The sequence below is a fragment of the Gaoshiqia sediminis genome (genome assembly GCF_025907915.1).
In the GTDB taxonomy this organism is placed as follows: domain Bacteria; phylum Bacteroidota; class Bacteroidia; order Bacteroidales; family Prolixibacteraceae; genus Gaoshiqia; species Gaoshiqia sediminis.
The window spans coordinates 1-12,501 of record NZ_JAPAAF010000028.1 but is presented as its reverse complement, the minus strand read 5'-3'; the positions used below and the strand labels follow the sequence as shown (position 1 = coordinate 12,501).

The 12,501-nt window shown below is 44.2% G+C and carries 11 protein-coding genes; all 11 read right to left on the bottom strand.

Annotated features, from left to right (window positions below; genetic code table 11):
* Positions 1-11: 11 nt before the first annotated feature.
* The gene (locus N2K84_RS15015) at positions 12-1,406 is read right to left on the bottom strand and encodes a chromosome partitioning protein ParB (protein ID WP_282592643.1); all 1,395 of its coding nucleotides are present in this window, start codon (positions 1,404-1,406) and stop codon (positions 12-14) included.
* A 390-nt stretch (positions 1,407-1,796) separates the two neighbouring features.
* Entirely contained in the window at positions 1,797-2,000 is a 204-nt protein-coding gene (locus N2K84_RS15010) for a hypothetical protein (protein ID WP_282592642.1), read from the bottom strand.
* Between the two features lie 237 nt (positions 2,001-2,237).
* The gene (locus tag N2K84_RS15005) at positions 2,238-2,792 is read right to left on the bottom strand and encodes a hypothetical protein (protein WP_282592641.1); all 555 of its coding nucleotides are present in this window, start codon (positions 2,790-2,792) and stop codon (positions 2,238-2,240) included.
* Positions 2,793-2,798: 6 nt separating this feature from the next.
* Entirely contained in the window at positions 2,799-4,196 is a 1,398-nt protein-coding gene (locus tag N2K84_RS15000) for a replicative DNA helicase (RefSeq protein ID WP_282592640.1), read from the bottom strand.
* Positions 4,190-5,044, bottom strand: coding sequence for a DUF4373 domain-containing protein (locus N2K84_RS14995; RefSeq protein ID WP_282592639.1), 855 nt, complete (start codon positions 5,042-5,044; stop codon positions 4,190-4,192). The genes N2K84_RS15000 and N2K84_RS14995 overlap by 7 nt, the downstream gene beginning before the upstream one ends.
* A 2-nt stretch (positions 5,045-5,046) precedes the next feature.
* Positions 5,047-5,376, bottom strand: coding sequence for a helix-turn-helix domain-containing protein (locus tag N2K84_RS14990; protein WP_282592638.1), 330 nt, complete (start codon positions 5,374-5,376; stop codon positions 5,047-5,049).
* Positions 5,373-6,554: a PcfJ domain-containing protein gene (locus tag N2K84_RS14985; protein ID WP_282592637.1), complete on the bottom strand. Its 1,182-nt coding sequence runs from the start codon at positions 6,552-6,554 to the stop codon at positions 5,373-5,375. Before N2K84_RS14985 ends, N2K84_RS14990 begins: the two co-directional genes overlap by 4 nt.
* A gap of 101 nt (positions 6,555-6,655) precedes the next feature.
* Positions 6,656-7,015: a PcfK-like family protein gene (locus N2K84_RS14980; protein ID WP_282592636.1), complete on the bottom strand. Its 360-nt coding sequence runs from the start codon at positions 7,013-7,015 to the stop codon at positions 6,656-6,658.
* 18 nt (positions 7,016-7,033) lie between these two features.
* Positions 7,034-8,185, bottom strand: coding sequence for a DNA polymerase III subunit beta (gene dnaN, locus N2K84_RS14975; RefSeq protein ID WP_282592635.1), 1,152 nt, complete (start codon positions 8,183-8,185; stop codon positions 7,034-7,036).
* Positions 8,186-8,204: 19 nt separating this feature from the next.
* Complete coding sequence (locus tag N2K84_RS14970) at positions 8,205-10,826, bottom strand: DNA methyltransferase (RefSeq protein WP_282592634.1); 2,622 nt, start codon at positions 10,824-10,826, stop codon at positions 8,205-8,207.
* A 125-nt stretch (positions 10,827-10,951) separates the two neighbouring features.
* On the bottom strand, positions 10,952-12,253 hold the full coding sequence (locus tag N2K84_RS14965) for a tyrosine-type recombinase/integrase (RefSeq protein ID WP_282592633.1): 1,302 nt from the start codon (positions 12,251-12,253) through the stop codon (positions 10,952-10,954).
* Positions 12,254-12,501: the final 248 nt, after the last annotated feature.

Here is a 12,501-nt window from a genome sequence, read left to right as displayed (position 1 = left end):
TCAAATTTAATTTATTCAGTTAACCAATCATCCTCAGAAAAATCAAGTTCCGGGAAATTATCACGAATCTTTTTCGGATCACCTTTGTAAAATACGAGTACGTTCTGGTGATGCTTTCCAATCTTTCGGCCTACATTGAATTGTTTACCAACCCGGACGGCCAGGCTTCCAATAGTGGTGACCAAGATCATCTCGTTGTAATAATTCAGCCCGGCATCTTGAAAGGCGCTTATAGTATCAGATACAAAGTTTCTTAGGACACCTTTTTTGTCGCGGACATCGCCAACCACAAATGCCGCAAATCGGTTTTCCTTCAACATGGCGGAGCTTTTCCGGATTATCTCCCGGTAAATGGAAATAAATTCCTCGTAATCCATCGTTGAAAGGTCCCGGGGATCATCAGAGTAAACCTCTAAATCGGCATACGGTGGGCAACTGAAAAGGAAATCAGCCTGCAATCCGGGTAGATGGCTGTCAATTTCCAAACTGTCACCGCATACCCAGGAAGGAAAGAATTCACGACAATCTTTGAATACCTCCAGGGCGTTTACTCCGTTCGCATCAATCTGTTCTTGTCGCAGGTCAACGCCATGATATGGCATACCTAATTTGGCGGCCACTATACCTCGGACGGATCCGCCAGCGAATGGATCCAGGATAGAACCGCCCGGGACATTAAACCATCGGTAAGCCAACTCGCAAACAACAGGATCAAAGATTGATGTTCCTTCCATAACCGGAACATTGTGTTTGCGGCAATAATCAAGCAACTCATCCCATGATGGATCAACCCCGTTTTTCTCTCGGAGCAGGTTCCTGATTTCGTAAACACGTGGTGGCTGCGAGGACATGGAATAAGTGATTCCCTTTTCCCGGCCCAGCTCGCTCTTTATGCCCAAGTCAAGCCATGCTTGCTTTCTTTTTTGCCAAACACCTTGCTTGCTGTCCAAAACTGAAAAAGGAGGAATGATGAAACGTTCCTTCAGGCTGCCGGATCTGTCTTCTTTCGAGCCAGGGATATCATCCAACTCCACATCGCTCAGATCAAACTCCCAAAGGTCAAGCTCATCACCTGAAAAATCTTCCAGGATAGCGTCCATGTCAAACATAGAAGTATCGGAAGCATGATTGTCCGCAAGGGCCAGGAGCTTTCTTTTTTCGTCATCGGATGACAAATCAGTCCTTTTAACAACTATGAGTTCCTCTCCGTGCGATTCTACTATTCGAACTTTCAGCCCTAATTCCTGGGCTTGCTCATAAACTCCATTCCCAGCGATAAGGACATTGTCTTTATCAACCAAAACGGATCTGCCGGCTCCACATTCCTGGAGACTCTTCTTGATAATTCGCTTGTTTTGGTCGGTGTGAATACGATAATTACGGGGGTCAAATATCAATTCGCTCATCAAAAATGCTTTCTGATAAAATATAAATCAGAGGCAATTTTTCTGGAACGCCCGATAACAATCGCTGAAATGTCATTTCGCTAAACGCTTCACGACACTTAGCTCCCCGTTACCACGCATTAAAACGTTCGCTTCGCCGTGGTAACACGTGCTATAATTAATGGCGGGTACAGAGCAATTAATCAACATCCTGCAAGTTGTTTTTATTTTTTTGCCCGCCCGCTTCGGCATTCGCCGTTTGGATTTCGCTTTGCCAGGTTTCGATGCAATTAACAAGGCTTGCAACCTGTTCTTTGTATTTTTCTGGAATCCTGTTTTTGCGGATGTTCATCCGAGAACCGGAAAGGAGCCGTGATAGCTCCCCCCAGTTAATTAAGTCTTGTGCGCTCATTAGAAAATAATGTCTTCGATTCTGAAATCATCTTGTTTGTGTTCCAAATTAATAGAACCACTTTCATATTCAGTCACTTTGAAATTAGATTCAATTTCTTCTACTGAAATTTCAGAACCATCAGCCCAAACTAAATACTCATTGTTGTTCATTTTGATTTCTTGTGCTTTTTCGCTGTTGATGTTTTCAATTAAAGTTTTCATTGTGTTAATTTTTATTTGTTTTGTATCTTATTGATGAAGTAAAGATACCACATTTGTGGTTATCATGCAAGTGTTTTGTAATTTATTTTCCACATTTGTGGTTATTTATTTCTATTCTAAATAAGAAAGAACAAAAATCCCCACCCTAAAAAAAATAAAAACAAGGAACGGCAGTATTTCAATCGAGGTTTCCGGGTTCAGTTCGCCACTAATCATAGCACTCACCGTCATCGGTCATCAAATCAACGTCCGTTTAAAAATCTTTGCCTTAATCAAATCCAATACATGCCCATAAGTTTCATAAAGCTGCTTCTTTGTTTCCGGCCCTGTCCATTGCGAAAAGGGCTGATCCTGGAAGAACTTGAATTCGAATATTCGCCGGGCCTTTGGTGAAAGGTTTAGCGATTCAAACACCTCGCGGACAGTTTCAAACTGTTCGAGGATCCGACCAGGTGTGTCATCGCCTTCATCCGGGTAATCTTCAATATTCAGCCGGACAAGGTTAACATTCGTATCAACAGGAATTGACTTATACCGGCTGCGGTATGGCGAAGTGCAGCTATGACAATTGAGCTTGATCATCCGGAGCACGAAGAAATCCAGGTCGGTGTACTGTCCTTTCTTGGTCTCCATAAGCTTCCGGAGCTTTGATTCATCTTTTTGAAGCAAATAGACAATCACCTCGTTCAATACATCATTTGCTTCATCCGGTATCCCGGCCAGGGAGCAATGATAAGCCGAATAATCGAGCCAGCGGGCGTAGCGTTTTTCAATATATTGGTTTACGGTCATGGGGTGTCAAAATGGGGTATCTTCACTTGGAATTTCGTTAAAATCATAAGCTGGAGGCATGTCCGCAAATGCTTGATCATAGGGTTCCGAGTCTCCGAAAAGCACTTTTTCCTCATTCGCCCAAAAATCGATCGGCCCCTTCTTGCCTCTTCGGTTTTTTCCAACTTTCAAACGAAGCTTATCGTCTTCCCATAAAAAGAGGATCACATCAGCATCCTGTTCAAGGGCACCAGACTCACGTAAATCAGCAGTATTCGGCTCTTTATCGGCACGCTTCTCAACATCCCGGTTCAACTGCGAAAGAGCAATAATTGGCAAATCTTCTCCAAGCGCCGTTTCTTTCAGTGTCCGGCTGATTTCAGAAACCTGCTGTTCCCGGATGGCCTTCTTGTCGGTTGGCTTTACCAACTGTAGATAATCGATTATTACCAGTTCGCACCTCCCGGCCCGTTTATTCCGGATGGTGTTGGACCGGATTTGATTTACCGTGATTCCGGCATGATCATTCCAGATGATGGGCAGGCGCTCCAATTTTGCTGTTGCTTCGTGTACCTTCTTCCAATCCTCCTCTGTAAGCCTTCCATCCCGGATATCAGTTCTTGGGATGCCTGTCATGCCTGAAAGAATGATCCTAAAATAATCGTGGTTCTTCATTTCAAGTCCGTAGAAGTTCACCCAGTGGCCATTCATGGCAGCTACCACGGCAAAATGAAGCGCCAGTGAAGATTTACCTATTCCGGGCCTGGCGGCAAGAATGATCAGGTTTGTTTTTCGCCAGCCGCCAAGCGCCCGGTCCAAATCAGATAGACCGGTCGGTAATCCGGGTGATATACCTAATTGAGTTGCTTTGCAATCTCGCTCAAGTTCCTGCAACGCCTCTGCAGCAACCACCTGCGATGTTTGCCCGGAATTTGCACATGAAACCAGGTTATCCACATCATTTAGCTTGCCTCTCGCATCTGACAACAGATCATCCATGTCCATGGCATCATCATAGCTATCGTGCTGAATCTCGCTAGATATACGGATCAGCTCACGCTGAATAAATTTCTGGGCAATAATACGGGCGTGAAATTCGATATGTGCTGCGGAGGCTACCCGGCTGGTGAGCTGGGTGACGTACAACGGGCCTCCCACTCCATCAAGCTTGTTTCTGTTTTTCAGCTCCTGGGTGACCGAAATTAAATCAATTGGCTTTTTATCCGAAGAGATCTTCTTAATCGCATCAAAAATGATTTGATGGCGACCGTCATAAAAGCTGCTGGTATCAATCACATCTGATATGCGGTGAATGGCATCCATCTCCAGCATCAAGGCTCCCAAAACTGCTTTCTCCACATCAGTGGCTTGGGGGGGAACTCTTCCAATCGCAGAATCCTGCATATTTTGCTTCTTATCTACCATTTTTCCGGCTTTTGAAGTTTGACATTTTCTTTAGGCTCGGCTCCAAACCGATCTTTATAAACCCGGTTCATAGATTGAGAAATGGCATTGGCAAAGGTTGACTTCCAATCAATCGACTTGATCTTGGAGGCTTTCTTTTTCTTCCATCCGCCCTCAGTGGCCCAATAATTCACACATGATTTTTCAATTGACTTTTGGATATCTACCCCAGGGTTAAATTTCTCCTGCTGGGAAATCCAATCTTGGTCAGCAATCAACTTCTTAAAGGCCGACCGAAGATCACTCAAATACACCTGATAATCCTTTTTCCAAACAGGAGGTAGTTCCTGCTCATCCCCCGTTGGGGGTAAGGGGGTAATTAATTTCTTTTCTTTTACTTTACTTTGTGGTGTTTCGTGTCGTTTTGTGGGGGTTTCTTCCGCCTTTCTTCCGCCGGAAACGTCGTTTCTTCCGCCGGAAACCTCATTTTTTTCCAAAAGCCAAAACTCTTTTTCGTCCGGATCAACGCGTTTACGTGTCGCCTCCTTCCATCTCTTTTGTATTCCGGCGGAAGTTATAACCTGATGTTGATTGAAAATCCCCTCATTAAAGAAATGGTACTTTACAAGTTTAGCTACCACGTCAGAAACAAGGCCTTCGCTTACTTTTGCCTGATTCGCAATTTTAAACTTCAATCCTTCAGACCACTGTACGAAATAACCCTCCCGGTATATCGCGCACAGCACCCTTACTACAACAGATTCTCCTTTCGCCCCAAATTCAACAGATACAGGCAACACCTTCTCATCCTCGAACATATCAATGTCAAAGGGGAAGTATTCTATTCCGGTCTTTTTGGGTCTGGCCATAATTATACGTTTATTATTCTGTTCATTTTCCTAATCTCATTCAATGCCTGCTGAGCCTTTCCGTTGAATTCCGGGCTTGTTTCGATCAGGTTGTTCACTGTTTTGGCGGCATGGATCACAGTCGCATGATCTCTGCCGCCATATCGTTTCCCGATAGATTTCAAGGGCTCTTTGGTGAATTTCTTCCGGTACCACATCGCAAACTGCCGGGCTTCGGTCCATGTCCTCTTTCGGCTTGGTTTCTTCATGTCATCCACCGTTACACCGAAAGATTCAGCCACGAAATCCTCAAGTCGTTTTAATCCTGGTATCAGATAGGCATTCATCTTCATACTCTTTGCGCTATTTTGTGAATGTTCCTGTTCACCAGATCCACAATCTGATCATGATACTGTGTTGGATTGTTACTAAGGCCCCGGGCCTGAATGACTGAGAGCTTTTTAAGGGACACCTCTACCGTTTCAATCGGTTTGTTGTCAATCCGGGCCGAAAGAATGAGTGAATCACGCTTTTTGTAATATTCGTTCGCGAAAACACAATGACGGAGTTGATCGCCTTCATTCATGAATTCTTCAACGGACACCAAGGGGACAACAACAATGTTCTGATCTTTAAATTGCAGGTCGAAAAATTTAGCCTTATGCTTTTCGTATTCCAACTGCTCTTTATCAATCTTCTCCCGGAGCCGTATTAACTCCTGCCTTTTCTCTTCCTGTCGCTTTTTGATCACTAGCCGGTCGTGAGCTTTCTTAAGGTCTTTCGGACATACATAGAATGCGTTTCTGGTGTCTTTCCCAAAGTAGCTGAGTAATCCCATGTAGTCGATCCACATCGAAGCATCTTTGACCTTGTACTTGTTTCGAATACAAATCCTTATGGATGGCCAATACCGCCTGATATCCCCCGGATTTGAGTGTGAAAAGCCTAGAAACCCGTATTGTTTTGCTTTCAGCAATGTCTCGGCCTGATTATTCATTGGTATGAAAAAGATTGCTTCCAGTGCTGTGAGCTCCTGAAGATTTTTATCTATTCCATACTTCCGGTAGATATCCTTGAAGGTAGAATCAGGATGATACTTGAATGGATAAACATCATACTTATTGGCCGAATGGTAATATCTGCCCTTGTAATCTCTGTTTCTTATTTCCATGTTGCCATTCCAGCTGTCACAATAGAAACTTGTCGTGTGGTTCCTGGCGACTACTTCACGTTTTCCATCCTCTCGAATCCAGTGTTGCAGAATTTCACAGCAAGAATATCTGGCTTGTTCTCCTGATCCATAATAGGCATAAAGCTCAAAGTTTCGTATTACCTGGAAGTCTCCTACTATTTGGGCATAAGCAAAATAAACACGCTGCTTATCTGTCCTTTTTTGTGATTTTTCGATGGTTAGTCCTGTGCCGCAGTGTGGACAAGTAGCTCTTCTCCTCTGGACAAGCTCAGGCGAAAATCTTTCACCACAATCCATACAGATAACCCGGCTTTTCGTTTCGTATCCTTTGTGTTCCAAGCACTCAATTTTGGCCCACTTCAATAGTCGTTCAGATTCGCGATGCAGTTCATTGCTTAAGCGCATTACTTCATGCTGAAGCTTTGTTCTTGGTTTCATGATCAATCAAATAAACTGGGTTGGACAATCGCATTGCTAGTCGACTTTACAGGCCGGCTCTTCGGTTTCTCCGGTTTCTTTGGAGCTGGCTGTTCTACTTTGTGGTTGACTACTACCCGGGCATTGATCGGCTTTCCGACCTCAATATTATCTTCATCGTAGTAATGGGCTGCCATCCCGAATACTTCATCGTCAGTGAAGCCATTGCACCCACTTTTATGCACGGTGTTCAGAATGTAGGTGATACAGTCATCAATATTCTTGTTCTCCTTTTTGAGTGTCACAGCAAAAAGAGGATCCATTGAAGCCCTGTGTTGGAGATGGGCTTCAATGACTTTCTTGAAATTATCTGTTGATTTCATACGACTAATTGCTTTGGGTTAAACATTGATTAATAAGGGCATGATCAGAAGTGTTTGACCAATGTTTACATCATCCGGACGGATTAGGCAGGCACGGGTTGGTTCCGAGAAACTCATTCTTAAATCTTCGGTTTCAACTGCCTCCAGGCATTTAAGGAGTAGGTTACAGCCAAACCCGATAATGAAAGGTTCGGATTGATTAAAGTTGGCTGCCAGTGTTTCATCAGCCAGCTGGTCCATGTCGTTGTCCCTGCCGGTAATGCGAAGTTTATCACCGGTAATGTTTAGTTCGACCAGGCTCGATGTTTTATTGGCAAAAACAGATGCACGCCGCAGCGCCGATACAACCTCGCTTGTGTTGGTTGACAAGATCTTCTTATTAACAGAGGCATTGGGGATAATGGACCGGTAGTTGAAATACCGACCTTCGATCAATCGATATACAATCCGATATTCTCCAAAGTAGATGGCAACGTTTTTATCGGTAATCTCAAGCTCTATCTTCTGATCTCTCGCCATCAGGTCGGCAACGATCCTGGCAATTTTTACCGGGAGGGCAACTTCAAAGTCGTTGAATTCAAAACTGTCATCAGTCACATCCGGCCACAGATCAAGCAAGGCCATGGTAGATGCATCGGTGGCACAAAAAGAAAGGTTACCTTTTTTCGATTCAATAAAGACAGTCATCATGATTGGGCGCAGTTCATCATTCCCGGCAAACGGCGACACCATTTTAATCCCTTTCATGAAGTCCAACGAATTGATCGTTATCAGTTTCGAAACCGTTGCGTCAATCTTCACCTGAGAAAAGCCTTCGGTGTTATGACTCTGAATCTTGTACTTGCCCGACTGGTGGAATATCGTAAACCAGTTGTTCTCACTATCGATTTCGATGGTCAATGGTTGTTCCGGTAATTCACGCAGACCATCAAGCATCGTCTTGGTTTCAGCTAAAAAGCTAAACGTGCTTTCCGGCTCATTAAACCGGCAATCAATAGTAGCCGTGATATTGCCCGATTCATCGGCCCCGGTAACTTTAACCTCCGATCCGATCTCAAACATGAAATTCGCATGGGCCGGAACTACCTTGTTTGATGAATTGATCACTTTCGATACTGCTTTCAATTTAAAGAGCAGCTCACTTTTGGAAACTGTAATTTCTACTTTCATGTGACTTGATTTTTTGGATTTATATTGCTTGTTCAAATTCAACTAGATCAAATAAACTAGGCATGTCCACATTCTGCTCAGCTCCCCGGCAGTAGGAAACACCGTCTAAGAAGTAACCAGGTGCAAGTTCGATTCCGTAACCTATCCGGCCTTTCAAAACAGCCCGGTATGGAACGGTGAACAGGCCTGCAAAAGGATCCAATACAATTTCACCCGGATTGCTCATTTGCTCGATCACACGGTCGGCAATATCGAATTGCATCGGGCACAGGTGCATCTCTTTCCCTTTGCTCCATTGTGAGCCGTTCAAGGTCAGCATCCGGGTGATATCTGTCCAGACTTCATCAGTCCAAGATTGAGGTTGCAGCAACATGAATCCAGATGGAAGCTTTCCATGAAGCTCCAGCGTTTCGGCAATGGTCACCACTTCTTCAAAATTCCACACTTCGTTCAATGTGTATTTCCTGAACCACTTGAAAATCTTATCAGGCTCCATCGATGCGATCCGATCAATCTCTTCAGGTGTCATTCCTCTGTTTCCTGATGATCTGGTGTAACCGGCTGCATCCATCTGCCACCTTGCCCGGGAATATCCGTTTGGATTTTCGGTACCTTCTTTCCGAATGATCTTCTTTTCCTTAACTACAGGGATGTCAGCGTAGGCGTTTGCCGTGTCGGTTGCTGGCTTACGGAAGTAAAGCAAGTACTCCGGCATACCAACGCCCATCTTGGTACCGTCCTTGCACTGTTCAGTCCAGCCCAAACGATAGGTCTGGTTATTTTCCCTCACAACATCGGTAACGATTGTTTTCATGCCCATATAGGCAAACCCGTGTTTGGTATAATGCTGAATGCAATCTACATGGAACGGATAGACTGTTTGTACGCCCATGCCGCTCAGGCCCATCGGTACAATGCGGTCTTTCACGTGGATAGCGGCGATACGTCCCGGCATCAGTTTTTTGTATAGGTTGGGCGTGAGAAAGTCCATCTGCCGAAAGAATTCATCATTGCTTTCAGAGTGTCCGAAATCCGCGTAATTCGGACTATACTCGTATTGGGTTGAAAAAGGAATTGAAGTCAAAATCAACCCGACAGAATTATCCTTGATCTTGTCATGATTTGACAGCTCATCCACATTGTCGTTATTGATCGCCAGAAACTTTTTGCCTTCAACAACTACCCGTTCCACTCCGATTTTTCTTGTAAGTGCCTTTGCCATATCCGAATGAGAAAGGCCGTATTTCTTGATTATTTCAGTCATTTTTTGCACCATTTTGTTATGATTTTTCCACTTTGTTTCGAGTGATTTCCGAACGCCCCTTTCAGCTTCGGTGTAGATCAGATCAACGCGCACCGTGTTCTTTTGCAGAAATCGCTGAAGCCTGTGGACGGACTGTATGAAGTCATTGAACTTGAAGCCAATTCCAAGATAGATGGCCCACGAACAATGCCTTTGAAAGTTGCATCCTGAACCCGCAATTACCGGCTTTGCTGCAAGCTCACGAAAGCGGCCATACGTGAAGTCTAAAATTGCCTGTTCGCGCTTTTCATAGTCCTGAGAACCGTAAATTGAAACTACATCCGGTATGGCCTTTTCAATTTCATGTCGTTCTTTTTCTAAGTCGTGCCAGATTATCCGGTGTGCATTGACATCCTCTTCGCGAAGCTCCATCATCTTTGCAATCCGATCATTCAGGCTTTCACGCTTTTCCTTTGCGGCTCCTTGTAAACCACCTGCGGAGGCGTCGTTGAACATCTTGAATTGTCTCCCGTCCTTGTCGGTACCGGCTTTGGTGTGGTCGCTGGGGATTTCGTGCCAGCGAAGATCCAGCTCGGGGAGAATGTACCCTTCATCATCGGCAGGGTTTCCGGTGATATCAGAAGGTTTGCTCACAAACAGCGCCCAGCTGCTCACCCAAAGCCAGAATTCATCCTCCTTATGAGCGTGGAGCGTCAGTTTATCTGCCTGGGTTGAGTCTCGTTTGAAAAACCTGGTCTTTGCCTGTGAAACATCCATCACTCCTAAGAAATCAGCGTAGGCAAGCAATTCAATGTAATCGTTTGGTGAAGGAGTCGCAGTGGCCACGAATCGATACTTCACGCTTTCTTCTCCACGACGGCAACCCATCGGGCCACCATCACCGGTGAACAGTCGCATGAATTCACGGAATGTTTTTGAGCCGCCCAACCCCCTCAGAATGGATGCTTCATCCAATGAAGCCACATTGAACAAGGAAGGATCCAGTTTCCCGTCCCGAATGCTTTCATAGTTGGTCAGATAGATACCGTCCTCTCCCAACTCTGAATTTCGCCTGATGAATTTTGGCGGGGTTTCCCATCCTAGAATATTCCGGGAATCTTCAATAAATTCCTGCTTAATATTCAGAGGACAAACAATCAACCCTTTTCCACCCCCAGTCTTGTCCAGGGTGAGCCTGACCGCTTCCAGCTGGGTGACGGTCTTGTGCAAACCGAAGCTGGCAAAACAAGCCCTGCGGCCACCTTCAACAAGCCACTTCACCATGATCTTGTTGTGAGGCTTCAATCGCGGATTGACCAGATCAATGTCCAGATCAAACCCTTGCTTTGGGGCAATCTTAATTTTTGATTTTAGAAACTCTGTGTATGATTGTATCATGAGCGTCTGATTTTTGACGCCCTGCAAGTGTTGGGAAGGTGCTAAGAAATTACTTCGTGTATAAACACAAAAAGTTGGATCTCAAACTTGCGTTTAAAACCCAACTCGCTTATCTCACTGCAATGTTAAACCGTATTTTTCAAATACGCAACACGTAGATGATTTTTTGTTGATTTTTTTTCGTCCGGCTTTTTATCCAAAATCAGATCAAGGACCAGTCGGTTATTTTTGTCAAAGATGGAGTAATCAATGTCAATATAGATATCGGCCATCTTGTGATCATTACTTACATGGCCCAGGCAGAAGTCAATATCTGCTTTGGAAACACCGGCTTTGTTACGGGCCAAACTTGCCCAGGTGTGCCTTGCCCAGTTTGTGGTAACCTTACTGATTTCGTGCTTTTCAGAAATCTTTTTCAATCCTTGATTAACCGCTTTGATCATGGCATACGAATCGGCATATCTGGATTTTAGCACCGATAGAAACCCGTCCTGACTATATTTCTCAAATAACCGTTGCAGCTCGGGCTCGATTCTTATTGACAAAACAAATCCATGCTTATTACCCGTGGTGTTCGTCTTGCTTCGCTCGTACTGGATTCGCCCATCAACAGGAGGTTGCAGGTTGAATAGGTCTGTCGCATTGATACCCATGAGGTAAAAAAGCATCATGAAGACATCGCGGCCTATATTCTCCCGTTCAGTTTCATAGCTGGAATCCCGGATTCTCTTCACTTCATCAATGCCAATATTCTTTCGCTTCCTGGTATATTCCGGGATATCCAATCTTGCAAATGGATCATGTGGTATTCTGATCAGCCCCAGGTCATCATCATTGTAATGTAATTTGCACTTATTGAACAACGACCTTAAGGCCCTGAGGTAGTTGTTTATTGATCCTGGTTCCAGCGGCTTTTCCCTGATGCCGGATTCCTGCAATCTCTTTTTGAATTGATTCAACTTTGAAGAAGTGATCTCTTTGACGTCAATAATCTCCTTGCCGTAAAACCAGCAGATGGCATTCACTGCGACATCATACCAGGCTGCTGTTTTCTTTTTTGTTGTTTCTGAAATCACAGCTTTTGAAAACGTCACAAAGTCGATCGATTCACCATCCGGCTCTGAAACAATCTGAAGGTATTTTTTCAAATCCTTGCATGTCATCTGGGCCAACTTACTGCTGCCAAGTTTTAACGCATTCCTTCTATATTTTTGGATTATTTCACCGATTTCAAAGTTGAGCATATCCGCCTCAGGCCAGTCTTGGGAAACATCCCCTGATTTCAATAAATACTCAGGTGGAATGTAAAATTGGGTAGGAAGGTACTGGGAGTCCTCGTTGTGGTAAACCCGAATCTTGATATTTGATGTTCCATCATTTTTAACGTGATTGGTTGACGAAAATACAATTGCTTTAAATGTTGCCATTTTTGATTTTGTTTATGTTTGACAAAACCAAGCCTGCAATAAATCACCTCAAAAATTTCAAAGATATTTCAAAGAAAATAGGCTCTTATTTATCCATAATAGCGCAAAATAACGGCAAAAATGGACAAAAAAAGCGAGGGGCGCAGACTTGCACCAACTCGCTAATCTCCTTAAAATTTTCATAATTAGAATCTTCCCAAAGTACCCCGGACGGGATTCGAACCCATGACCTACTGCTTAGAAGGCAG